Consider the following 23,278-nt stretch of genomic DNA (forward strand, 5'->3'; position numbering starts at 1 on the left):
ATGTTATTAATATTATACTATGATTATACATTTTATTCTATTTGTTTAATTTATTATTAATAATTATTCTTATTGTGCATAAACTCTTAGCCATAACTCTTCGTATAATCCTAATTGCTCAGTCTTCATATATTTGTAAACCTCACACTTATTCATTAGCTCTTCAGATAAATATGCTGCAGGATTATTTTTAATTTCATCAGCTTGCTCTTCTATGGCAAGCTTATTTGGACTAGTATATCCTATTTCATCAGCAATTCTTAGAGCATTATCTTTTTCACTGAGAAAATTAATAAATTTTTCAGCGCTCTCTTTGTCATTTGCATTTGCTGGAATAGCCCATGAATCTAGCCAGTAATTTGCTCCTTCTTTTGGAATAACATATTCTAAATTTTCATATTCTTCACTTAAATTTAAACCTTCTCCAGACCAAATCATGGCAACAGCTGCTTCACCATGACGCATTATATCCATAACATTGTCTGCTCCCTTAGTAAGCAATAAATCTTTTTGTTTAAGTAAAGCCTTTTCAATTTCCTTTAGTTCATTTTCTTCTGTAGTGTTTAATGAGTATCCTAAGTATTTTGCCGCTGCTCCTATAGCATCTCTCATTGAATCTAATATAAATATTTGTCCCTTATATTTTTCATCAAACATAACCTTCCAGCTATCTACTGGTTCTGATACTAAATCTTTGTTATAAACAATACCTATAGTTCCATTCATATATGGTACAGTGTAATCATTATTAGGATCATACGGCTGTCCTAAATCATTTTCGCTCATTTGTTCTAAATTAGGTATATTTTCTTTATTTATCTTTTGAAGCAAACCTTCACTTATCATTCTATCTGCCATATAATCTGCAACTAAAACTGCATCATAATTTGTTTTGCCTGATGAAACTTCTATATACATTGTTTCCATTTCATCAAAAGTCTTATAATTAACCTTTATATTATACTTTTCTTCAAATTCTTCAAGTAAACCTTCAGCAATATTTTCTCCATAATTTAACACATTAATAGTCTTTTGCTCACTTTCAGCTTTTTCATTACTACAAGCAGTAAATAATGAAAGTCCTAATACAAAAGTACTTATTAATGATGATATTTTTATAAATTTCTTCACCACTATCTTCCTTTCTCTTACAAATCTCTATTTCACTTCCCCAACTATCAATTATATATCTAATTATTGGATTTGCAAAGAAAAAACCACTTTATATATACATTAAAAAAATAGCCGCTAAAAATAGCGGTTATTTCTTGTTTACTACATTTCTAATATTTTTGCTGTAACACCATCCATTGCTTCTAATTCTTCATGTAAATTCTTAATTTCTTCTTTTTCATCACTTAAAAGATTTAATAATACAAGACCTGAATTTGAACACGAATCCTTAGTGGCTTCATGTAAGCCTATTCTTGTATGTATAATACAGCCATACCTTGTTAAAATCTCTTGAACCTCTGGAGCTTTTTTTACTCTTGGTTCAATTTTTATCGCCATAACAGTAAACATAAATCACCCTCCAAAAAAATTATCCTTTCCTATAATAACCTAATTGGAGTTTATTTATTCAGATTTTTCCTTACATTTAATTTAAGGAATAAGCCCAGTTTCCTTAAACACTAACTTGAGTGTTTTATAACTCTTATTGATAAAAAACTAAATAATAATGTTTGTACAAGTATTTCCGCTAATCCACCTAATTGTAAATTCCATGCCATATTTGAAGGTTCACAGTAAATAAACTCTTCAATTGAAAATGGTGCAGTTGCTGGTGTATTAAATATTCCTATTACTATTATAATTAACCATAATTTTAACCAATCATATTTTTTGCCATGAAAAGATTGTCTTATTAATAATAATACTAATCCAAATAAAATACCTCTAACAATTTGAAAAATTGGCGATAGCTGAACCATAATATGGTTCATATCCCTAAAGCCCTCTGTAACTTTAAGTGATTCTTGATACTTAAAAAACATTGAAAATATTATTCCACAGACTATATAGGTAAGCACATGGATCAGAGTTATCTTAAATATGAACATAAAGTTTTTTTTAACCATATAAATCCCCCAAAAAATTCTTTTCTTTCTATAATATATTATAGTCTAAATTGATTTTATAGCACAGCTATTGCTTCTATTTCCACTACCGCATCCTTAGGTAATTTCGCTGCTTGAACACAGCTTCTAGCTGGTGCCTTATCCCCAAAATATTGAGCGTAAACTTCATTCATTGCTGCAAAATCATTCATATCCTTTAAAAATACCGTTGTTTTAATAACCTTATCTAAGCTGCTGCCAGCTTCCTCTAAAATTCCCTTAATATTTTGAATAACTTGTTTAGTAGCTGCCTTTATTTCAGTTTCCATTTCTCCTTTTACCGGATTTATAGGGATTTGTCCTGAAGTAAATATAAACTCACCTAATTTAATAGCTTGAGAATAAGGGCCTATAGCGGCTGGAGCATTTTTTGTAGATACAATTTCTTTATTCATTAATAACACTTCCTCTCAAAAAACATATGTAATATATTCCCAAAAAATTTATGTCTTATTACTATTATGTAATAAGACATTAGAAAAAACAATCGAAAATTAAATTCTCTATCTTTAAAGCTATATTCTATTTTAACACTTCTTAATTTACTTTTTGTTTTCTAGAAATTATGTAATATGGTATTGCTAAAAATATTACTCCTCCAATCATATTTCCAAGAGTAACAACAAAAATATTATAAGCATAACCTCCAATACTAACTACTTGACCCAAAGGAGATGCAAGTCCTATTGTTAGTAAAGTCATATTAGCGATACTATGTTCAAAACCTGTTGTTATAAAGGCAAAAAGGCACCAAAATATCATTATCAGTTTAGATACTTCCTCTTTACATTTAAAACTGCACCATATAGCTAAACATACTAACATATTACAAAATATACCCCTAAATAACAGTTCATTTACTGGCAGAGACATTTTTAAAGCACTTGCTTTTGCTATAAACTCTCCAGTTGTTCCAGAGGCTAATCCAGTTTGAACAAACATTAAGCCTGCAAGTATTGAGCCTAATAAATTCCCAACAAAACTTACTATCCAAACTTTAATTACCTCTACCCAAGAAACTTCTTTTGTTAATGCTCCTAAAGCCATAATAAAATTATTACCGGTAAACAATTCTGAGCCTGCAAAAATTACCAAGCTTAATGCTATTCCAAATGACAACCCCATAACAATTTTTGTTGCAGATGAATTAGCTGAACTTAGCAGTCCTCCAATTGTAAAAATCAACATTATTCCTATTCCAACATAAATACCTGCTAACATTGAACTAATAAAATAGCCAATTTTATTAGATTTTAATAATTCTACTTTTGATTTTGCCCCTAAAGCAACTTTCATAATTTCCTCATTAAACATCTTAATCCTCCTTAACATTATTATTTTTAACATAATAACTACCTGAAAATTATACAACTAAAACAAAATAAAAACCGTGATTATTATCACGGTTTTTATACATAATTTAACTTTTATATAATTCCTCAAAACTTTTTCATATTTCTAAAATACCTTTAAAATCTTCATCAATATCACCAGTTCTATATTTAGTGATTACTTTTATACCATAATTATCCTTATAAAAATGACTTTTCTCAATTATTAACTTTTCAATTGTTTTATAGCATTCAAATAAGCTTCCGTCTTTAATATTAATTTCCTTATTTATTAAATTAACAAACTTTAATGTCTTAAAATGAGATAAAGCTTCTAAAAATAAAATTGTTCTTAAATAACTATTTTCTATTAAATCTTCTAACTTATATTGTTTTTCATTATAACTACCGTAAAAATTATATATTATATCTGGCTCTACTGAATTTAATAGTACTTCAATTTGATCTAAATTATTATCTATTTTTACAATTACTACATCTTTCTCAATCTCATTTAATATTGGAGCTGCTTCCTCTTTACTTAAAACAAGATATATTTCAGCATTATTTAATTTAAAATATTTAATCAAATAAACTAGTATTTCATCTGATATGCCTAATAGTAATATTTTTTTACTCATATTTTCTCCAAAATAAAATATTATCTAAAATATAATATTATTTTACATTAAAAATAGTGAATTAATTAAAATTGTAATCTTATTCCCATTATTAACTTAATATATAAAAATAGCTATTTACTTTCATAAATTTTTGAATTGACAACTTGTTCCAGATTAATTATAATGGTTGAAATATCTTTCTTAATATATGCAGAGGTGGATTTATGAAAAAAGAAAATTATATTTCTCAAATAAAAGCTGCAAGCAAAGCTGATATTTGCGATTTAGTTATTAAGAATATAACTATAATAGATGTATTTCAAAATAGTTCCTTTAGAGATAATGTAGCTATAAAAAATGGCTATATCATTGGTTTTGGAGACTATGAAGGAAAAGTTGAAATTGATGGAACTAATAAATATATATGCCCTGGATTAATTGATGCCCATGCTCATATAGAATCTTCATTAGTAACGCCTAGGGAATATTCAAAGGCTGCATTGCTTCATGGTATTACAACTGCCGTTGTTGATCCTCATGAAATTGCAAATGTACTTGGCAGCAAAGGCATTAAAATAATGATGGACTTATCAAAAAATATCCCCTTTGACTTTTATTTTATGCTCCCTTCTTGTGTACCAGCAACTTCATTTGAAACTTCTGGAGCAATACTAGAGAAGGAAGATTTATTTCCTTTTTATAAAGAAAAAAAAGTATTAGGTCTTGCTGAAGTCATGAACTTTCCAGCTGTTTTAAACTGTGATGAAAGCATGATAAATAAATTATGGGATGCAAAATCAACAGGCTATATAATTGATGGCCATTGTGCAGGATTTACTAATGAACTTTTAAACACTTATGCTACAGCAAACATTTTAACTGATCATGAAGCAGTAACTGCAGATGAAGTAGTCGAAAGATTAAGAAGAGGTATGTATGTTCATATAAGAGAAGGTTCTGTTGCAAAAAATCTAACTGAATTAATTAAAGCTGCTTCAATTAATAATAGTAGAAGAATTTGTTTTTGTACTGATGATAAACATATAGATGATCTAATTTTTAATGGAAGTATTGATAAGTCAATAAAAATGGCAATTTCTTTTGGTCTTTCTCCTGAAACTGCAATACAAATGAGTACTTTAAATCCTTCTGAATGTTATAATCTAAAACACAAAGGTGCAATTGCACCAGGTTATATTGCAGACTTTGTAATATTAGAAGATTTAGAAGGCTTTAAAATCGAAGCAGTTTATAAAAATGGTAATCTAGTTGTATATAAAAATAATTTAGTTTGCGATTCTTACAATGAAGATTTTGTTTATCCTAATATATCAAATGTTAATATTAAAAATTTATCTAAAAAAGATTTAGAAATAAAGCTAGAAAGCAAAAAATTTTTAAATGTTATTGAAATAATTCCAAATAAACTTGAAAGTAACCATATTAAAATAAACATTAGCAATCTTAAAAATAGTAAATATTTCAAAAGTGATACAAATTTAGATTTATTAAAGATTGCAGTGATTGAACGACATAAAAATACTAGGAACATAGGTCTAGGAGTAATAAAAGGTTTAAATTTAAAAGCTGGTGCTATAGCAACTACAGTTGCCCACGATTCCCACAATTTAATTATTTGTGGAACAAATGATGAAGATATGCTTATGGCAGCAAAAGAAATCAAAAAAATGAATGGTGGAACTTTAATAGTAAAAGATGGCAAAGTTTTGGCTTCTATTCAACTTGAAATTGCTGGATTAATAACTGGAAGGAAATCTAGTTATGTTATTAAAGATTTGAAAAATTTACATTCTGCCATAAAAGACATTGCTCCTGATATTAACTTTAATCCATTTTTAACTCTATCTTTTTTATCATTGCCTGTTATACCAGCACTAAAAATAACAGATAAAGGTTTATTTGATGTTTCTAAATTTGATTTTATTAATATTGCAGAATAAATATTTCAAAATCTATAAAAAATGAGCAGGATAAACTGCTCATTTTAAACTATTAACTATTGATATTTAAATATAAAAGATACAAAAATGTAGCTTCTTTAAAATTTCTTATATCAAAGCCCGTTTCTTTTTTTATCTTTTCAATTCTATACATTAGAGTATTTCTATGAATAAATAAATTCTTTGATGCTTTTGTTAATGATAAATTACATTTTAACATCTCATTTAATGTTTGAAATAACTCATAATTAAAGCCTTTAAATATACCTTTATATTCATTTTTTATCTCTTCTAAATATTCTTCTTTTAAATTATATATTGACTTTTCTATATACATTTTATTTAAATAATATATTTCTGGTTTAATATTAAACTTATTACCTATTTTTAAAGCTAACACTAAATCATTATAAGCTTTTTTAAAACCATCAAAAGTTCCATTTAAATAACTGATTGAAATTTTAACTTTAACAGCTATATTTTGTAATATAGTTTCTTTTAATGAATTAGCATATTCATCTTCATATTCTATATTACCTATAATTATTATTCTATCGTATACCTTTCCTACATATATTTCTTCATCTAAATAAGTTTCTCGTACTATTTCTAAAACTTCATCTATCTTTTCGCTTTCGATAAGTAACATTTTATCTGCTTTGGCAATAATAGATTTCTCTATGGTAGACCACTGTATTTTTTCTTCTAAAATTCTTTCTATAATATTATCCTCAATATCTGACTTATTTAAAATATACTCTATTAAGGGCAAGGTTTTTATATCATCTTTTTCTAAATATATTTTATATAATTTATCATTAACTTTAATTTTTCTACATACCCTTGACGCTGAAAAAGGAAGATTATCAAATATTTCTGTGTTATTAATTTCTGTTAATCTTAGTTTTATATTTGTACTTTCTGTTAATTCCCTTAATACTACATTTATTTCTTTCATATTCTCCTCCCATCCAAAAACCCTTTTCATAAATAAATTATACAATAAATTTTCATATTTTTCTCTCTATATTAAAAAAAGAGCTTAATTCTCTTATAAGCTCCTTTAATAAGAATATATTTTTTACTAATTAATAGGGCCTCCTGCTTTAATTAATTCCTTGCTTCTAAACATATAAAAACTTTGAACCAGCATAAGAAGTCCACTTATAATTAAAAGCCAATTTATATCAATAATATCTGCCAAGGGACCAAATACAGTCATTCCTATAGGAAGAACAATACTTGAAATCATTCTTAATACACCAAATATTCTACCTAAAAACTCCTCTTCTACCTTTTGTTGAAGTAGAACAGTTGCTGGTGTATCAAATACAAGAATTGAAAAGCCAGTAATTCCAATAAAGGCTAAATAAATCCAAAATATCGGTATTACTCCAAGAATAAAAATAGATATTGCAACTATGCTAAATCCCAATACCATAGTATGAGTTTTATTTTTAAAGCCTTCCCAAATAGACATGAATATTCCGCCAGCCATCATTCCAACAGAAAATATGACTTCAAGCATAGTAAGACGCCAAATTTCTTCACCAAAATTTCTTGTTACCTGTAAAGTCGTTAAAAAAAATACTGGAGTTGAAAGAAAATAAAATACTATAGCATACAAGAAAAATTTCTTTATAAAAGAATGATTTTTTATATATTCTATTCCTTCCTTCATATCATTAAAATAACTTGAATTATTTCTTTCTAAAGCTCTTGCATGAATAGGTGTTTTTACAAAAATAATTAATATTAATATTCCTATTACTGCAGTTATAACATCTATAAAGAAAATTACTTCTATATTAGACATCGCTAGAAGTGCACCACTAAGCATTGGTGAAACTATAGTAACGAAGGAATTTATTGTTCTATCAATTGAATTTACTTTTGTAAGTTTATCTTCTGGTACTATTTGTGGAAAAAGGGACCCAATGGCTGGATTTTGAATTCCTGAACCTAATGCTCTTATTGCTGATGCAATAAAAAGCAGCCATATAGAAGTATATCCTAATAAGAATAATATTGCTAAGACTAAGGTAGCTATTGCTATCATTGAATCAGCTAATATAATTAGCAATCTTCTATTATACCTATCTGCCCAAACTCCACCAAAGGGAGAAATAAAAAATGTAGGCAAAAATCCACAAATAATTGATATTGTCATCATTATACCTGATTGAGTTTCTAGTGTAATATACCAAGTTATTGCATATTGAACTAATGCCGATCCAAATAAAGATATAGTTTGGCCACCTAAAAATAATGCAATATTCTTTTTCCAACTATTATTCATATATTAAATCCCCCTGTTCCATATTAACTTTCTAAAGCCCTATTTTCTTTATCTCTTCTATTATTGAATTTAAATTAATTTTTGCCAATTCTACGCCATTATCTTTATCAAATAAACTAATATCGTCTACCATTACATAATAGTAACAAACTCCAAGCTTTCTTTTCACTATAAGATAATAATCCCTATTATCTATTTTTTCATAATCTTTATTTGCCAAGATTACTATTTCCCTTATTTCTGCTAAACTCAAACTCCCCAACTCTATTAAATTTTTAAATATTAATAATGCAAATATATTATTTTCCCCATATATATCCTCAACTTCTATAATATTCTCAAAGTTTATAACTATTTCTTCTGATACGAAATTTTTAATATATTCCCTTGTAAGTTTTATATCCTTTTTATTATTAGAAAATCTATAAGCCAAATCATCCAAAGACAATTCATCCTTAAGCTCAATAATTGTTTGTATTCTTTCAATTATCTTATCTTTAGGGAAATAAGTCTCCTGACCTGTAGAAACACTTTTTCTTATAAACCATTCCTCAGGAATTAATTTTTTTCTTTTCCACCTATATAATTGTCCGTAGGATATATCCATTAATTCTAATAATTCTTTTTTTGATATTAACTGTTCTGACATAGTTCTTCGCCTACTTTACTATTTTTATCAATTGATATTGTTTTAGTATATTCTACTCTTTTTATATTGCAGTTTCCCAAAATAGTAATTTCTTCTCCCCTGACTATATCGCAGTCAGTGTTTTCAAGCGTTATCTTATCCCCCTCTATAAGATTTGCTTTAACTCTGCCGTTAGAGCCTTCCCAATACTTATTTTTTCTAATACATATTTCACTGCCGCCAATTTCATTTATGGTGCTATTTCCTTTTGGCACTATTTCAATTTTGTCTGCTGATAATAAGCCTGAAATATCTAATCTGCCTTTACTGAAAAATATATTTCCTTCACAATCTCCCATACTTCTTAATTCCCCCGTAACTTTAAGGCTATCAAAGAAAATATTATTTTTATTTATAACTTGCCCTACGATATTACCATCTTTTATTTTTAATGAATTTGTTATATAAAACTCACCAACAACCTTTAAATAGGATTTAACTTCTACTTCCTTTTCCGCCCTAACCTGACCTAAAATATTAAAATCTTCTGTTTCTACACTTTCTTCTAAGGTACATTCTCCCATTACCTTAAAATCTCCACATTTTAATTTACCTTCTATCCTTAAATCTCCCATAACACTTAACTTATTACATTTAATATCCCCAGTTGCATCTACATCTCCTAAAATTTGAATCTTATTAAATTCTCCACTTTTTAATGTTCCATTACCAAATATCTTAACGCTGCTTAAATCACTCATTATTATCAACTCCTATTTTTTATAATTCTCTTTTACAATTGATTTCTCATTAATTTCTAATTTATTTTTATATTCTATTTTTTCGATATTACAGCCTTCACCAATATTAATATTATTTCCTCTTACAACTTTACATTTTGTATATTCAAGATATATTTCATCTGCTTCAATTTCTTCTACTATCAAAATATATCTGCTATTAAAGAAGAGATTACTGAAAATACCCTTATCTTCTTTTCTAACTGATAGCTTTTCTCCCCCTATTTCTGTTATATTGCTTCTTCTTTGTAGAATTATTTCTATATTATCAGCACTTAGTAATCCCTTAATATTTATCTTTCCTTCAGCATAAAAATCTTCAGCTTCACAATTATTTTCTACAAACATTTCTCCTACTAAACTAATATCTTTAAAAGAAATATTCTTAGATTTTATTCGTCCGTTTACTTTAAGCTTCTCTCCACTAGCATTATCAATCCCTTTAAAATAACCACTTATGTCTAGAAAATTAGCTTCTATTTTTCCCTCACTAGTAACATGACCATTTATTTCTATTTCATCAGCTTTTACATTACCAAAGGCTTTTACTTTTCCATCAACTTCAATACTGTCTGCTCTTATATCACCTTGCATATTTGCTATACCTGAAATTTCAATATTAGCATACTCACCTGCAACTATATCTCCAATTCCATTAATATTAAGTTTATTTTTCATAACAACACCTCCAACGTAACAATGTTACGCAAAACTCCAAAAAAATATAGATTTCCCACTAATATATTATTATATTATCGTAACATTGTTACATTGTAAAGACTTTTTTTAAAATATAAAATTCACAGTTAAGAAAATAATTTCTTAACTGTGAATTTCGCTCATTGTTAACTTAATTATTCAATTGATTTAAGGTAATTATCCATTGCCTCTGCAACAAGCTTAGATTTAGCAACAGCCTTAACTACTGTTGCAGCTCCTATTACAACATCTCCAGCAGAAAATACTCCTTCCCTAGTTGTTCTACCTTCCTCATCAGCTAATATATGACCTCTATCGTCAGTCTCTAAACCTGTAGTGTTGGCTACAATATTATTCTTTGGAGCTTGACTGATTGCGATAATTATTGTATCACATTCTAAGAAACCTTCTTTAACATCTTCACCAGTTCCACTCTTAGTTTCTCTATACTTAACTCCCTTTAAAGTAAGTTCCATTGGAGCCTTATAGGTTTCAATTTTTACTCCATCTTCCAAGGCGCCTTCTAATTCTGACTTAGTTGCAGTTATTTCATCCATTCCTTTTAAGTGAAGAATTCTAACATCCTTAGCTCCATTTCTTTTAGCTGTTCTTGCTGCATCCATTCCAACATCTCCAGCTCCAATAACTATTACTCTTTCTCCAATTCTATATGTTTCTGGAGTCTTTAAATAGTCAATAGCATAATGAACATTACCTAAAGATTCACCTTTAATATTTAATACTCTTGGATTCCAAACTCCAGTACCTATAAATACAGCCTTATACCCATCTGCAAACAATCTATCTAAGGTAACTACTGGACCTATTAAAGTATTAGGCCTTATACTTACACCTAGCTCAGAAAGTCTTTCTTCATAAGTATCAATTATATCTTTTGGTAATCTAAATTTAGGAATTCCATATCTTAATACTCCACCAAGCTTTGGATTCGCATCAAAAATAGTAACTCTATATCCTTTTTGAGCTAATATAAAAGCTACTGTAATCCCTGCCGGTCCTCCTCCTACAACTGCTACCATTTTATCAATATCAGTTTCTTTTTCAAACTTTGCATTTTCAATATAAACTTTTGATACATATGCTTCTATTTCACAGAACCTTACTGGCTCAGATTTTATTCCTCTTATACAATTTCCTTTACATTGATCATCATGAGGGCATACAATTCCACAAACCTGAGTTAATGGATTATTCTTAAATAATATCTCACCAGCTTCAGCCATTTTTCCTTCTTTAAACAAAGCTATTACCTCAGGTATAGGTGTATCAATTGGACAATGCTCTCTGCATCTTGGTTTTTTGCACATTAAACATCTATCCGCTTCTAATAATAGTTCTTTCATAATAATAATCCTCCTTATTACTCTATAACTATATTATACATTTTTAATGTGCAAAATAAATACCTCTTAAAGATTATTTTCTAAAAATGGATAAACTTCTTTCTAATATTCCACTTAAATGGGCTAATAGTATTCCATAATTAGTAATAGGAATATTTTTTTCTTTAGCAACCTTAACTCTATTCACAACTGTTTTTCTGTTAATCATACATGCCCCACAATGAATTATTAAATCATATTTTTCTATATCTTCAGGAAAATCATGAAAAATAGCATATTCATAATTTAGTTTATAGCCTACATAATTATTTAGTAATTTGGGGATTTTTACCCTTCCTATATCCTCATGAGATACATTATGAGTACAGCTTTCTGCAACTAATATTTTAGAATCTTTAGTTAAATTTTTAATTGATATAGCCCCTTTTACAAATTCATCAAAATCGCCCTTTTGTCTTGCAAACAACATTGAAAAACTTGTTAATTTAATATCTTTTGGAACTATTTTATCTACTTCTTTGAAGGCTTGAGAATCTGTAACCACAAGATCTACATCTTTTAAATCTTCTAAGGCACTAGAAAGCTCCGTATCCCTAACAACATAACTCTTTATTCCATGATCTAAGCAATCCCTTATACATTGAACTTGAGGCAATATTATTCTGCCCTTAGGTGCTTCAGAATCTATAGGTACTACCATAATTACATTGCTGTTATATGGTAACAAATCTCCTAAAAGAGGAAGTTCTTCTTCCCCCTCTTTTAAAATATTAATAATTTTATTTCTAAGTTCTTCTATTCCCTCCCCTGTATAAGAGGATACAAAGATTGCTTCTTCAAATACCTTCTTAGCCTTTTCTAGATCATCATTCTTAGCTTCATCGACTTTATTTATGACAATTATAAAAGGAATATTATATTTTTTAAAATGTATTTTTGCTTCTTTAAATGCTTCTATATCTATATCTTTTATATCAAACATATAAATAGCCAAATCTGTTCTTTTTATAATATCTAAGGTCTTTTTAATTCTAAATTCTCCAAGGTCACTATTATCCCCAAAACCAGCAGTATCTATCATTAATACTGGTCCTACTGGAATAAGCTCCATTGCTTTTTGAACTGGATCTGTAGTAGTTCCTTTTTTTTCAGATACTAAAGATATATCTTGTCCTAAAAATCTATTAATTAATGAGGATTTACCTGCATTTGTTTTTCCATAAACAGCTATATGTTTTCTATTTGCATTTGGCGTAGAATTCATTTTCTCTCTCCCTTTTTATAAATATAAATCTCTTTCTCCTGATTTTAACTTTTCTAAATTCTGCTTAAGGGCTTTTTTAATATCTTCTCTCTTAATTTTTTCCATTTCTGTATTTATAACTTTTTCTGCCTTTTCTAATATTTCCTTGTCACCATAATCTATAGCAAATTCTAATAAGGTAGTCATGGCATTAGGTTCGCACATATTCTGAATTTCACCAGACTTTGCAAGCTTCATAAATTTTTCCCCAGTTCTTCCTCTTCTATAGCAAGCTGTGCAATAGCTAGGTATATATCCGTCATCTAATACAGATTTAATAACTTCTTTTGGGGTTCTTTCATCTGATAATTCAAATTGAGCTATATCTGCCCCATGTTCTTCTCTTTCTTTATAACCACCAACACCAGTACTTGATCCTGCACTAATTTGGGATACCCCATATTTTAATAATTCCCTTCTCATTTCTGCTGTTTCTCTTGTTGACATTATAATTCCTGTAAATGGTACTGCAATTCTGATTATAGCAACTAATTTTTTAAACATTTCATCATCAACTAAATAAGGGAATTGCTTTAAAGTCATTCCTTCAGCCTTTTTAAGTCTTGGCATAGAAATAGTATGGAAACCTACTCCAAATCTGTCTTCTAAGTGTTTATTATGCATCATAAGTCCTAGAACTTCGAATTTAGGATCAGCCAGGCCAAATAATACCCCTCCACCAACATCATCTATTCCAGCCTTCATTGCTCTATCAAAGGCAGTTAAATGGTAGTTATAATCACCTTTTATTGAATGTGGATGCATTTTTTCATAAGTTGGTTTGTGATATGTTTCTTGGAATAGTATATAAGTTCCTATTTTAGCTTCCTTTAACATTTTATATTCTTCTTCTGTAGTAGCAGCAATATTTACATTTACTCTTCTTATTTCCCCATTATCACTTTGGGTTTTATAGATTTTATCTAAACATTCTAGAACATATTCAATTGGCGCATTTTCTGGGTCTTCTCCTAGTTCTAAAGCAAGTCTCTTATGTCCCATCCTTTCAAGAATTCTTACTTCTTCAGCTACTTCTTCCATTGTTAATTTTCTTCTTGGGAACTTATTATTTCTTTTATAACCACAGTAAGCACAATTATTTACACAGTAGTCACTTACATATAAAGGAGCAAAAATTACAATTCTTTTGCCATATATTGATTCTTTTATTTCTCCTGCCAATTTAAAAATTTCATCTAAATCTTCCTTTTCTTCTGCTTGTAGTAAAATAGCTATATCTTCATAAGATAAACCTTCTCTTTTCTTAGCTCTTTCTAATACATTAAGAATATCCTTTCTGCTTGCATTCTTAGCTTCTTCTAAAATTCTTTCAATATATTCATGATCAATAAACATAAAAACACCTCTATTAATAATTTTTTATATATGATAATCTAAGATTAATTTTTTATCTTAGAAAAATATTTTCTGTTCTTATTTTCTTATCAACATCTTTAGCAAATATATCCTTATTTTTACCTCTCCAAGCAATATTGTCTCCCCTTGTAATTTCTACTTTAAAGCCTGCTCTATTTATTCTTCCTTCTATACAATTCCTACATTCAGCAGCTTCATCACCAGTACATATTTTCCCATCATATAAGGAATATTTATCTCTAACTGATGTTGGAGAAAGATTAGGCATTACTACATTTCCTCCAGCCTTTATGCCTTTTTCCCTTCCAGTTGGATCTATACTTCCAAGAGCAGTAGTTGCTGGCAGAAGTACATCTGGTAAAAGTAATCTAACTAAAGCTAACATTGTTGTCGTCATTTCTAAAGAACCACCTTTTTCATCCTTTAAAGGCGTATCTTTATGAGGTATAAAAGGCCCTAAGCCAACCATCGCTGGTTCTAATTCTTTTACAAAAATTAAATCATTTACCAAATCTTTATTAGTTTGACCAGGAAGTCCAACCATAAATCCTGCTCCTACTTGATATCCAATCTCCTTAAGATTTTGTAAGCATTGTTGTCTATTTTCAAAGCTTGCACCAGGATGAAGTTTTTCATATAATTCCTTCGTTGCTGTCTCATGTCTCAATAAATATCTATCTGCGCCAGCCTCAAACATTTTTTTATAAGATTCATAACTTCTTTCTCCTAAGGATAAGGTGATTGCATTATTGGGATATTTTCTTTTTATCATCTTAATTATTTCTATCATTCTTTCATCTGTATAGTAATCATCTTCTCCACCTTGAAGAACATAAGTCTTATAGCCTAACCTATCACCAATATCAATACATTCCTCAATATCTTCCAAGGTTAATCTATATCTATCAGCATTCTTATTAGATCTTCTTATACCACAGTAAACACAATTTCTTTTACAATAGTTAGTAAATTCTATAAGACCTCTAAGATAAACTTTATCCCCATAGGTTTTCATCCTTGTTTCGTGAGCCTTTTGAATCAAATATTTTTTATCTTCATCCGTTAAATTATCCAGCAAAAAATTCAGCTCTTCCTTAGTCCCATTATTTTCTAAGTAAAGCTTATCGATAATCTCTTTAACTATCATTTTTATCCCCCTAAATAACTAAATTTGTTTAGATTAATATCTTATACCTCCTTTTTAGCAATAGCTGTTTTTACAGTTACTCCCTCTATATTTCCAAGTTTACCTGTTAAACTATTTATTTCATTTAATTCTCCAACCACCACAATTGAAACAACAGATATTTCTTCTTCAAGTGGTATACCCATTCGTCCTTTAATTTTTCCCCTAAAGGATCCTATAACTTCGTTAAATTTTGCATTACATTTTGTTGGTTCTTCTAAAATAGCACTGATAACTGCAATCTTCATACTAATTTCTCCCTCTAATATAAAAGTAAATAAAAAAAGCCTATTTCCTTTAACTAATTTAAAAGAAAATAGACTCTATATACTAATAACAAAAGCTATATTTAAAAATATTTTGGCATAGTTGTTAAACTAATCTTAAAAGATTAGTTTCATAAATATAATCTTTGCTATTAATATACTTATTATCTCTTATCTTTCAAATCAGAATACTCTTTTTTGTTAGATCATTAATTTATTAAATTTTTACTAAAGGATATAAACATATAAATAAGATTTCTCTAAATTTAAATGAATATACCATTCTTTTCTATTATATCATAAATATTCACTTTTATGCTATCAATTAGATTTTAAAAAAAGGCTATAATTTATTTGTGTATTGATAATTATTTAACTTTTATTATACTTAATATCAACATTATTTTAAAACATAGCATAAAAATAAAGTCATATTAATATGACTTTATTTATTGTAAAAAAGTAATATTTTTTCTTTTTCATTAGGTGCAAAATCAAAATTATCTATTTCTCTCTCGCTTATCCATCTGCTTTCTACAATATCTTTTCCAAGAGATGGTCGTTCTTGAATTTCTCCTTTATATAGCAAGCAAGTTTCTTCCTCTGAAATTTTTACTTCCCCAACAGTTTCTAAATTGAAGATTATTGTTTTTAAATCTTCCTTTACTGCTCTGTTAATACATTTTTCGCCACTTTCTTTTCCTCTTAAGCTTCTACCCACAAGATACCAAAGTTTAGGTTCATTCCTTTTAGTTTTTTTCCTGATAATAAATATGTTGTTAAAGTAATCCTTAATTATTATTGAACTTTCTGTAATTTTAGCCATTTGTTCCTCCATCTATTATTGTAAATATTAAAACAATGTAATCCAATAAAGTTATATATTCAATAAAATTATTCAATTTCCTTTGGATATTTTTTGCATTTAAGATAATTTTATATCAATTATAAATGATTTTATAACTGCTAAGGCTTCCCTAAAATATTGTATAGGTACTAATAAACTTTCTGTTTTACTAGTGTAAAAACTTATGTTTTTATATTCTAAATGCTTTGCAAGCATATTACTTCTAAAAGCGTGAAAATCTGTTGTTATAACCGTTACTTTGTTATTTTTTATATATTTTCCTTCTATTTTTTCAATTATGTCTTTAGAAAAAGTTAAGTTTTCCTTAGTGTTAGTAGATTTATCTTCCATTATTATTAAATCTTTATCTACTCCCTTTTCAATTAAATATTTTTTCATTGCCTCAGCTTCTGAAATATCTTCTCCTTTTCCCTGCCCCCCTGAAACAATAATTTTACATTCTTTTTCTTGTTTTTTAACATATTCCACAGTCTTATCTAATCTATTTCTTAAAGTTAATGTTATCCACTCTCCCTTTAGGCCTGCTCCTAATACTATTACATAATCTGAATAAGATGTATCTTTTTTAGGAAATATTATTATAATAGATTCAATGATAATAAATGCCGTTAAGACTAAAACAATTATACATTTTATTATATTATACAATTTTTTTAAAATTTTATTTTTATATAATATTATTTTAATAAAATGAAAAATAATTAATAAAATTCCTATGCAATAAAAGATTTCACTAAAACTTATTTTCCCATATATTATATTTATAATAATAGTGTAAATAAGAATTAATATACCTACAAATATATCTATATATTTTAACAATAGCTTTCCCCCTCAAATACTCCTTGTTTTAAATCTCAATAATTTAAAAATTTTTATTATACTTCATAAATACTAAAGATTATTTACAAATACAAGATGGCTAAAATTTCAGAAATTTAATTTTAGCCACCTTGTATCTAAAGTTATTTTATTGGATTTCCTTCAAAATCTGTATACTTAGGTGGATTTTCTTTATCACCTATATTATTTTGGTTTTCATGTAATTTTTGTCTTCTTTTACCTTTTTGTAAAGCATTATTTGTTCTAGAATCTGCTTTCATATAAAACACTTCCTTTCAAAAGTATTTTATACACCAAATAAAATTTAATACATTAAACTTCAAACTCTTCTATTTCAATTGAATATGTTCCGCATTTCCTGCAAACTATTATAGTAAGTAAATAACTTTTATCTACAATGCCTTCTCTATTTAATCTTGTAAAAGATTTTTTATCGTATTCACCATCAATACTGCTTGTTATATATTTATTATTTTTTCCATATACATAAAAGTAAAACTCTAAAAAATCAAAGACTTTCTTTTTTTCTTCCTTGCCCCATCTACATTTACTACAGCAATTTTCATAATAAGCCTTTTGAAAATCTACCTCATCACTTTTATTTAATATTTCTAATACTTTTTTATAATCTATTCCTTCTAATGGTTTATTTTCATCATTTGCAAAGTATTCTAAATTCTCTTCTCCTAAAATATATTCTTTTCCTTCAAAAATAAATTTATAATCCATAATTTCCTCCAATTTTAATAGTCATTTTCTCCATTTTCCTCTTGTTTTAATATAATCTTATTAATGTTAACAAGTATTTCATTTATTTCATTACTTACTCTAGTTCTTTCATTAGTTATCCATTCCATATCAAATTCTAAATTAAATAGTTTACTAAAAGAATAATACATATTTACTTTCTGATATTGTAATTCTAACTCTTCCAAATTTCCGGTGTAACACTGAGGTTTAGTTAAGCTTTTATTTTTCTTAATAAAAACTTCTTCAACATAGTCTAAAAATGTGTTCATTAAATATTCATTAGAAGCATCAAAAGGAATTTTTAATAGTTCCCACTGGTCTATTTCTTTTAATTTAAATCTTTTTATATTCTCCAACACAAGCAAATATTCATTTATATCCATTTTTCTATAAAAATTTATCTTTTCTTCTCTAGTTGCCCATAAAGCCAATTTTTCATTCAACGGAAGACTTTTTATGTTTAATATTGCCTCAGATGGACCTAAAACTGCTTCAGTAATAACTTCATCCTCTTCTTCTAATCTTTCCTTTATAAATTTTTGCCTGTCTGCAACTGTTGCTACATATCCTACATCATATATTCCTATTCTTCCAGCTCTCCCTGATATTTGCTTTACTTCCTGGGAAGTTAGAGGCCTTATTTCTTCACCATCAAACTTTCTTGTATCAAAAAATATTATTCTTCTAATAGGTAAGTTTACACCCATTCCTATAGCATCTGTTGTCACTAGCAGCTTAGTTTCCTTATTAATAAACATATCATATTGTTTTCTTCTTACTTCAGGAGGCAAATCTCCATATATTATACTTACCTTAACTCCGCCTTCTGAATAATTTTTTGCTATTTGTAGAACCTTCTTTTTAGAGAATACTACAATTGCATCACCTTCATTTATTTGCTTTGGATCAAAATTATTTTCTTGAACTTCTAAAGGTATATTTCTATAATATTCTTTTAATTCATATTCATCATTACAATCTTTAATTATCTTTTCTACGATTTCTTTTGCATTTAATGCCCCACATATATGAATTTCTTTACATCTTAGCCCTAATAAGGCTCTAGTCCAAGCAAAACCTCTTTGACTATCACTAATCATTTGAATTTCATCTATTATTGCTATATCATATTGCTTTTTTAAATCTACTTTTTCTATGGTGCAAGTTGTATGGGTAGCCCCTTCCTTTATTATTTCTTCTTCACCAGTTTGTAAATTGCAGATTACTCCTATATCATTTAACTTTTCATAGTTTTCTAATGCTAAAATTCTTAAAGGTGATAGATATATACCATTTTTAGCTTCCTTTAATCTTTCCATAGCAGTATATGTTTTACCAGTGTTGGTTTCCCCTAAATGAAGATATATCTTTCTCTTCATATTTCTTGCTAGTTTATACTCATCCTTAGGATTATCAGGAAAATTTTCTTCAAATTCTTCAGCAATGATCTTTGGTATATGCTGCTTTGTTAATACAGACATAAAACCTGAATTTATAAAACTATTGTAGTTATTTCTTATAACCTGATAGAAATCAAAATCTGTATTATTTTTTCTATTATAGTCTTCCAATAATCTTTTCGATATATATTCTAGTAATTCTTCATATCTTTCTAATAATTCCTTATATCCCTTAAATCCTTCCTTTTCCATCTGTCTTAACTGAATTATCTTTTTTCTTAAAGAGGACTCCTGTTCAATTAATGCACCAACCTTTGAATTATGTGCTATTTCTTCTATATGACTTATTTGAGATTTCAATTTTTTAAATTCTCTTTGACTTGCATTTTTCTTCATATTATCACCTCATCTGTGGCAAAATTAATTTCAAAATAAATGTTAATAATTTATTCACTTTTATATAATTTCCTATTTCAAACTACTATCTAATATTATATAATACCTTTATCAAGGTTACTTATTATTATTCTAACTAATAAATAGTAAGTCAAAGTTAGTTTTCCTTAAAGTATTATTTTTTATTTACTTATAAGGGATTATTTAGGATATTGAAGCACTTAAACCTATTATATCCTATTATTCTATTTTTAGGGGTGGTTTAGATATGAAAAATAATTATATTTATTTAGTTTTCTCTAATACTGGTACAATTATCTCAAAATTACTCCGTCTTTGCACAAAAGATAATTATGTTCATGTTTCTATAAGTTTAGATAATAGCTTTAGTAAGATGTACTCCTTTGGAAGATTATTTGAATATTTTCCTATCCCAGGGGGACTGGTAGAGGAAAACCTGAGATCTGGACTATACAGGAAATTTACTAAAAGCAAATGTATTATATATAAAATAAATATTAATGAAGAGCAATATAAATTTCTAAAAAAAGAATTGGACAAGTTCCTGCTTAATAAGAAAAAATATAAATACAATTTACTTGGATTACTAGGTTTTTACATTAATAAACCAATAAAAAGGGACAACTATTATTTTTGCTCTGAATTTGTATCTCACCTGTTAATAAAAAGTAGAATCTATAATTGCGATAAAGATCCTGCATTGATTAAACCTAGCGATTTACTTAAAATTCAACCTAAGGAATTAGTGTACGAAGGATTTACTAATAGCTGTACCCTTACTTCATAATATTTTTAGCCAAGCTATATATCTTATATAATTTAGGATTTTTCTCTTTTTCCTCGGAAATTATTTTATATTTTGCTATTTCCATTATTGGCTCTAATAAGGATATGGTATCTTCATATCCTTCTTTTATTCTACTCTTCTTTTTTTCTTCATCTAAATTTAAGGTACCATTAATAACTCCATCATTTAAATTTTTAGGGCATATTTCTATTATTTTTGTATTTGGATATAGGGATTTGTCTATTTTTTCTTCTTTTGACAAGGTTACTACTATAATAATATCGCAGCCTTCTCCATAAATAGGTTGAATAGGCACATTATCGCAGATTGCTCCATCAACATATTTAAAACCATTTATTTCTGTTGGATCAAAAATTAATGGAAGGGAAGCAGAAGCTAAAATAATTTCTTTTGCCATAGTACTGCTATATTCATTAACTTTAAAATATCTTATTTTAAAATCAGGCAATTCAGTACAAGCTGCATAACAAATTCTTTTGTTCTTTCTTATTTTATCTACATCTATATAATTATTGGCTATTTCCTTTACAGCATCATTAGAGGCACTCTTTTCATTCATTTTTTGAGTAATATATTTCTTTGATATTGCTAAATTCTTTCCACCTATAAATAAGCCTACTCCCCTTGTAAATAATTCAAACTTACTATAGGGTACAATTGTATCAATAGTTATATTATTCCATATATACTCAGCTATTTCTGTATCCCCCTGAGCAAATAAAGCAGCATTGAAGGCTCCAATTGAAGTCCCTGAAAAATAATTAATATATTTATCTAACCCCAAATATACTAATGCCTTCCATACTCCAAGTTCATAAGCACCTTTTCCTCCACCGCCAGCTAATACTAAACCTATTTTCATAAGCCCCTCTTAATTAACATACTTCTTCTAACTATTATTTTATTAATTCATAAGTAAATTGGTTAATAAAAAAAAGCCGCTACAAATCTAAGTTTGTAACAGCCTTTAGCAAATCTAATTAAGCATTAAGTGATTTCTTTGCTAATTCTACTAAATCAGCAAATGCTTTTGGATCATTTATAGCTATTTCTGATAACATTTTTCTGTTCATATCTATTCCAGCTAACTTTATTCCATTAATAAATTTTGAATATGAAAGCCCATTCATTCTTGAAGCGGCATTAATTCTAGCTATCCATAATCTTCTAAAATCTCTCTTCTTTAATCTTCTTCCAACATATGCATTTCTTAAAGCTCTAATTACAGTTTCATTTGCAGTTTTAAATAATCTGCTTTTACCACCATAATATCCTTTAGCAAGCTTTAATACTTTTTTATGATTCTTACGAGCGTTTACTGCTCTCTTAACTCTAGCCATGTTTAATCCTCCTAAAAACCTTTCATATTAAAGGTATGGTAATAATTTCTTCATTGCTTTTTCTTGAGTAGTTGAAACATAAGCAGTTTTTCTTAAGTTTCTCTTTCTCTTAGCACTTTTCTTAGTTAATATATGACTTTTAAAAGCCTTAGCTCTTTTTAATTTTCCAGTACCAGTCTTTTTAAATCTTTTTGCTGCTCCTTTATGAGTTTTCATTTTTGGCATAATAATAAATCTCCTCTCTAGTTATGCTTTTTTAGGGGCAAGTACCATTATCATATTTTTACCTTCATGCTTTGCTGGTTTTTCAATTACACAAACATCTTCTAATTTACTCACAAAGTTATCAAGTATTTTATTTGCCATATGACTTAATTGAACTTCTCTACCTTTAAATCTTACAGTTACCTTTACTTTATCCCCATCTTGTAGGAACTTTCTAGCTTTTTTTGCTTTTATAGCAATATCATTTTCTTCAATAGAAAGTCCAAATCTTATTTCTTTAACATCAACTACTTTTTGCTTTTTCTTTGCTTCTTTTTCTTTTTTAGTTTGCTCATAGATATATTTACCCAAGTCCATAATCTTACAAACTGGTGGGTTAGCATTTGGTGAGATCATAACTAAATCTAGTTCTGCCTCATCTGCCATATTTTGTGCTTCTCTTGTAGGAATTATGCCTATTTGATTACCTTCTGAATCAATTAACCTAACTTCCTTTACTTTAATAGCTTCGTTACAAGTAAAATTTTTACTTATATTAAGTCACCTCCAAAAATTTTAAATAAAAACATAACAAAAAAGGGCGTATTTGCCGCCCTCTTTGCTTATAAAAAACTAGTTATTAACTAGTAATTAATACAATAACAATTACCCTACTAAGCTTTGCCGTAAG

The 23,278-nt window shown here is 27.7% G+C and carries 27 protein-coding genes; 2 read left to right on the plus strand and 25 right to left on the minus strand.

The annotated features are described in order from the left end of the window. Positions 1–69: 69 nt before the first annotated feature. From BEN51_RS06750 to BEN51_RS06775, 6 genes are all read right to left on the minus strand, one after another. On the minus strand, positions 70–1,131 hold the full coding sequence (locus BEN51_RS06750) for an ABC transporter substrate-binding protein (protein WP_119865315.1): 1,062 nt from the start codon (positions 1,129–1,131) through the stop codon (positions 70–72). A 144-nt stretch (positions 1,132–1,275) separates the two neighbouring features. Further along, a complete protein-coding gene (locus BEN51_RS06755; RefSeq protein ID WP_119865316.1) occupies positions 1,276–1,524 on the minus strand; it encodes a CPF_0552 family protein in 249 nt (82 codons plus the stop codon). Positions 1,525–1,634: 110 nt separating this feature from the next. Beyond that, positions 1,635–2,081: a hypothetical protein gene (locus BEN51_RS06760; protein WP_119865317.1), complete on the minus strand. Its 447-nt coding sequence runs from the start codon at positions 2,079–2,081 to the stop codon at positions 1,635–1,637. 56 nt (positions 2,082–2,137) lie between these two features. Continuing rightward, positions 2,138–2,515: a RidA family protein gene (locus BEN51_RS06765; protein WP_119865318.1), complete on the minus strand. Its 378-nt coding sequence runs from the start codon at positions 2,513–2,515 to the stop codon at positions 2,138–2,140. A 142-nt stretch (positions 2,516–2,657) separates the two neighbouring features. Next, the gene (locus BEN51_RS06770; RefSeq protein ID WP_119865319.1) at positions 2,658–3,434 is read right to left on the minus strand and encodes a formate/nitrite transporter family protein; all 777 of its coding nucleotides are present in this window, start codon (positions 3,432–3,434) and stop codon (positions 2,658–2,660) included. 136 nt (positions 3,435–3,570) lie between these two features. Beyond that, a complete protein-coding gene (locus BEN51_RS06775) occupies positions 3,571–4,092 on the minus strand; it encodes an NAD-dependent dehydratase (RefSeq protein ID WP_119865320.1) in 522 nt (173 codons plus the stop codon). Positions 4,093–4,298: 206 nt separating this feature from the next. On the opposite strand from BEN51_RS06775, the gene ade reads away from it, so the two are divergent. Then, positions 4,299–6,035: an adenine deaminase gene (ade, locus tag BEN51_RS06780; protein ID WP_119865321.1), complete on the plus strand. Its 1,737-nt coding sequence runs from the start codon at positions 4,299–4,301 to the stop codon at positions 6,033–6,035. 52 nt (positions 6,036–6,087) lie between these two features. Here ade and BEN51_RS06785 read toward each other — a convergent pair whose 3' ends face one another. The 15 genes from BEN51_RS06785 to BEN51_RS06850 all read right to left on the minus strand — a co-directional run bounded on the left by BEN51_RS06785 (position 6,088) and on the right by BEN51_RS06850 (position 20,214). Beyond that, positions 6,088–6,993 carry a PucR family transcriptional regulator gene (locus BEN51_RS06785; RefSeq protein WP_119865322.1) on the minus strand — a complete coding sequence of 302 codons (906 nt, stop codon included), beginning with the start codon at positions 6,991–6,993 and terminating at the stop codon, positions 6,088–6,090. 126 nt (positions 6,994–7,119) lie between these two features. Continuing rightward, positions 7,120–8,334: an MFS transporter gene (locus BEN51_RS06790; protein ID WP_119865323.1), complete on the minus strand. Its 1,215-nt coding sequence runs from the start codon at positions 8,332–8,334 to the stop codon at positions 7,120–7,122. Positions 8,335–8,365: 31 nt separating this feature from the next. After that, complete coding sequence (locus BEN51_RS06795; protein ID WP_119865324.1) at positions 8,366–8,983, minus strand: DUF4004 family protein; 618 nt, start codon at positions 8,981–8,983, stop codon at positions 8,366–8,368. Further along, on the minus strand, positions 8,968–9,723 hold the full coding sequence (locus BEN51_RS06800; RefSeq protein ID WP_119865325.1) for a polymer-forming cytoskeletal protein: 756 nt from the start codon (positions 9,721–9,723) through the stop codon (positions 8,968–8,970). Before BEN51_RS06800 ends, BEN51_RS06795 begins: the two co-directional genes overlap by 16 nt. Positions 9,724–9,735: 12 nt before the next feature. Then, complete coding sequence (locus tag BEN51_RS06805; RefSeq protein WP_119865326.1) at positions 9,736–10,440, minus strand: bactofilin family protein; 705 nt, start codon at positions 10,438–10,440, stop codon at positions 9,736–9,738. Positions 10,441–10,616: 176 nt separating this feature from the next. After that, on the minus strand, positions 10,617–11,825 hold the full coding sequence (locus BEN51_RS06810; RefSeq protein WP_119865327.1) for an NAD(P)-dependent oxidoreductase: 1,209 nt from the start codon (positions 11,823–11,825) through the stop codon (positions 10,617–10,619). 73 nt (positions 11,826–11,898) lie between these two features. Next, a complete protein-coding gene (gene hydF / locus BEN51_RS06815) occupies positions 11,899–13,089 on the minus strand; it encodes a [FeFe] hydrogenase H-cluster maturation GTPase HydF (RefSeq protein WP_119865328.1) in 1,191 nt (396 codons plus the stop codon). Between the two features lie 15 nt (positions 13,090–13,104). Then, on the minus strand, positions 13,105–14,484 hold the full coding sequence (gene hydG, locus BEN51_RS06820; protein ID WP_119865329.1) for a [FeFe] hydrogenase H-cluster radical SAM maturase HydG: 1,380 nt from the start codon (positions 14,482–14,484) through the stop codon (positions 13,105–13,107). A 52-nt stretch (positions 14,485–14,536) separates the two neighbouring features. Then, on the minus strand, positions 14,537–15,652 hold the full coding sequence (gene hydE / locus BEN51_RS06825; protein WP_119865330.1) for a [FeFe] hydrogenase H-cluster radical SAM maturase HydE: 1,116 nt from the start codon (positions 15,650–15,652) through the stop codon (positions 14,537–14,539). Positions 15,653–15,693: 41 nt separating this feature from the next. Further along, entirely contained in the window at positions 15,694–15,939 is a 246-nt protein-coding gene (locus tag BEN51_RS06830; protein WP_119865331.1) for a TM1266 family iron-only hydrogenase system putative regulator, read from the minus strand. Positions 15,940–16,402: 463 nt separating this feature from the next. Then, complete coding sequence (locus BEN51_RS06835) at positions 16,403–16,783, minus strand: hypothetical protein (protein ID WP_119865332.1); 381 nt, start codon at positions 16,781–16,783, stop codon at positions 16,403–16,405. A 99-nt stretch (positions 16,784–16,882) separates the two neighbouring features. Continuing rightward, a complete protein-coding gene (locus BEN51_RS06840) occupies positions 16,883–17,647 on the minus strand; it encodes a YdcF family protein (RefSeq protein WP_119865333.1) in 765 nt (254 codons plus the stop codon). Positions 17,648–17,790: 143 nt separating this feature from the next. Further along, the gene (locus BEN51_RS13800; RefSeq protein WP_164704091.1) at positions 17,791–17,928 is read right to left on the minus strand and encodes a clostri-philic family protein; all 138 of its coding nucleotides are present in this window, start codon (positions 17,926–17,928) and stop codon (positions 17,791–17,793) included. A 52-nt stretch (positions 17,929–17,980) separates the two neighbouring features. Beyond that, positions 17,981–18,397, minus strand: a complete 417-nt coding sequence (locus BEN51_RS06845) for a DUF3785 family protein (RefSeq protein WP_119865334.1) — start codon at positions 18,395–18,397, stop codon at positions 17,981–17,983. Between the two features lie 14 nt (positions 18,398–18,411). Continuing rightward, positions 18,412–20,214 carry a helicase-related protein gene (locus tag BEN51_RS06850; RefSeq protein WP_119865335.1) on the minus strand — a complete coding sequence of 601 codons (1,803 nt, stop codon included), beginning with the start codon at positions 20,212–20,214 and terminating at the stop codon, positions 18,412–18,414. A 268-nt stretch (positions 20,215–20,482) separates the two neighbouring features. On the opposite strand from BEN51_RS06850, the gene BEN51_RS06855 reads away from it, so the two are divergent. Then, on the plus strand, positions 20,483–21,022 hold the full coding sequence (locus BEN51_RS06855; RefSeq protein ID WP_119865336.1) for a hypothetical protein: 540 nt from the start codon (positions 20,483–20,485) through the stop codon (positions 21,020–21,022). Here the strand turns inward: BEN51_RS06855 and BEN51_RS06860 are convergent. The 4 genes from BEN51_RS06860 to infC form a co-directional block, all read right to left on the minus strand. After that, the gene (locus BEN51_RS06860; RefSeq protein ID WP_119865337.1) at positions 21,012–21,905 is read right to left on the minus strand and encodes a patatin-like phospholipase family protein; all 894 of its coding nucleotides are present in this window, start codon (positions 21,903–21,905) and stop codon (positions 21,012–21,014) included. The two genes, BEN51_RS06855 and BEN51_RS06860, sit on opposite strands and share 11 nt — an antisense overlap. Positions 21,906–22,023: 118 nt before the next feature. Then, positions 22,024–22,383: a 50S ribosomal protein L20 gene (rplT, locus tag BEN51_RS06865; protein WP_119865338.1), complete on the minus strand. Its 360-nt coding sequence runs from the start codon at positions 22,381–22,383 to the stop codon at positions 22,024–22,026. Between the two features lie 27 nt (positions 22,384–22,410). Beyond that, complete coding sequence (gene rpmI / locus BEN51_RS06870; protein WP_119864762.1) at positions 22,411–22,608, minus strand: 50S ribosomal protein L35; 198 nt, start codon at positions 22,606–22,608, stop codon at positions 22,411–22,413. Positions 22,609–22,629: 21 nt separating this feature from the next. Next, positions 22,630–23,142, minus strand: a complete 513-nt coding sequence (infC, locus tag BEN51_RS06875; protein WP_119865339.1) for a translation initiation factor IF-3 — start codon at positions 23,140–23,142, stop codon at positions 22,630–22,632. Positions 23,143–23,278: the final 136 nt, after the last annotated feature.

It is taken from the genome of Clostridium isatidis (assembly GCF_002285495.1).
In the GTDB taxonomy this organism is placed as follows: Bacteria; Bacillota; Clostridia; order Clostridiales; family Clostridiaceae; genus Clostridium; species Clostridium isatidis.

Excerpts from the sequence above, each read along its gene's own strand:
- BEN51_RS06755 (WP_119865316.1), bottom strand. The coding sequence starts at position 1,524 with ATGTTTACTGTTATGGCGATAAAAATTGAACCAAGAGTAAAAAAAGCT.
- BEN51_RS06760 (WP_119865317.1), bottom strand. The coding sequence starts at position 2,081 with ATGGTTAAAAAAAACTTTATGTTCATATTTAAGATAACTCTGATCCAT.
- BEN51_RS06765 (WP_119865318.1), bottom strand. The coding sequence starts at position 2,515 with ATGAATAAAGAAATTGTATCTACAAAAAATGCTCCAGCCGCTATAGGC.
- BEN51_RS06770 (WP_119865319.1), bottom strand. The coding sequence starts at position 3,434 with ATGTTTAATGAGGAAATTATGAAAGTTGCTTTAGGGGCAAAATCAAAA.
- BEN51_RS06775 (WP_119865320.1), bottom strand. The coding sequence starts at position 4,092 with ATGAGTAAAAAAATATTACTATTAGGCATATCAGATGAAATACTAGTT.
- ade (WP_119865321.1), top strand. The coding sequence starts at position 4,299 with ATGAAAAAAGAAAATTATATTTCTCAAATAAAAGCTGCAAGCAAAGCT.
- BEN51_RS06785 (WP_119865322.1), bottom strand. The coding sequence starts at position 6,993 with ATGAAAGAAATAAATGTAGTATTAAGGGAATTAACAGAAAGTACAAAT.
- BEN51_RS06790 (WP_119865323.1), bottom strand. The coding sequence starts at position 8,334 with ATGAATAATAGTTGGAAAAAGAATATTGCATTATTTTTAGGTGGCCAA.
- BEN51_RS06795 (WP_119865324.1), bottom strand. The coding sequence starts at position 8,983 with ATGTCAGAACAGTTAATATCAAAAAAAGAATTATTAGAATTAATGGAT.
- BEN51_RS06800 (WP_119865325.1), bottom strand. The coding sequence starts at position 9,723 with ATGAGTGATTTAAGCAGCGTTAAGATATTTGGTAATGGAACATTAAAA.
- BEN51_RS06805 (WP_119865326.1), bottom strand. The coding sequence starts at position 10,440 with ATGAAAAATAAACTTAATATTAATGGAATTGGAGATATAGTTGCAGGT.
- BEN51_RS06810 (WP_119865327.1), bottom strand. The coding sequence starts at position 11,825 with ATGAAAGAACTATTATTAGAAGCGGATAGATGTTTAATGTGCAAAAAA.
- hydF (WP_119865328.1), bottom strand. The coding sequence starts at position 13,089 with ATGAATTCTACGCCAAATGCAAATAGAAAACATATAGCTGTTTATGGA.
- hydG (WP_119865329.1), bottom strand. The coding sequence starts at position 14,484 with ATGTTTATTGATCATGAATATATTGAAAGAATTTTAGAAGAAGCTAAG.
- hydE (WP_119865330.1), bottom strand. The coding sequence starts at position 15,652 with ATGATAGTTAAAGAGATTATCGATAAGCTTTACTTAGAAAATAATGGG.
- BEN51_RS06830 (WP_119865331.1), bottom strand. The coding sequence starts at position 15,939 with ATGAAGATTGCAGTTATCAGTGCTATTTTAGAAGAACCAACAAAATGT.
- BEN51_RS06835 (WP_119865332.1), bottom strand. The coding sequence starts at position 16,783 with ATGGCTAAAATTACAGAAAGTTCAATAATAATTAAGGATTACTTTAAC.
- BEN51_RS13800 (WP_164704091.1), bottom strand. The coding sequence starts at position 17,928 with ATGAAAGCAGATTCTAGAACAAATAATGCTTTACAAAAAGGTAAAAGA.
- BEN51_RS06845 (WP_119865334.1), bottom strand. The coding sequence starts at position 18,397 with ATGGATTATAAATTTATTTTTGAAGGAAAAGAATATATTTTAGGAGAA.
- BEN51_RS06850 (WP_119865335.1), bottom strand. The coding sequence starts at position 20,214 with ATGAAGAAAAATGCAAGTCAAAGAGAATTTAAAAAATTGAAATCTCAA.
- BEN51_RS06855 (WP_119865336.1), top strand. The coding sequence starts at position 20,483 with ATGAAAAATAATTATATTTATTTAGTTTTCTCTAATACTGGTACAATT.
- BEN51_RS06860 (WP_119865337.1), bottom strand. The coding sequence starts at position 21,905 with ATGAAAATAGGTTTAGTATTAGCTGGCGGTGGAGGAAAAGGTGCTTAT.
- rplT (WP_119865338.1), bottom strand. The coding sequence starts at position 22,383 with ATGGCTAGAGTTAAGAGAGCAGTAAACGCTCGTAAGAATCATAAAAAA.
- rpmI (WP_119864762.1), bottom strand. The coding sequence starts at position 22,608 with ATGCCAAAAATGAAAACTCATAAAGGAGCAGCAAAAAGATTTAAAAAG.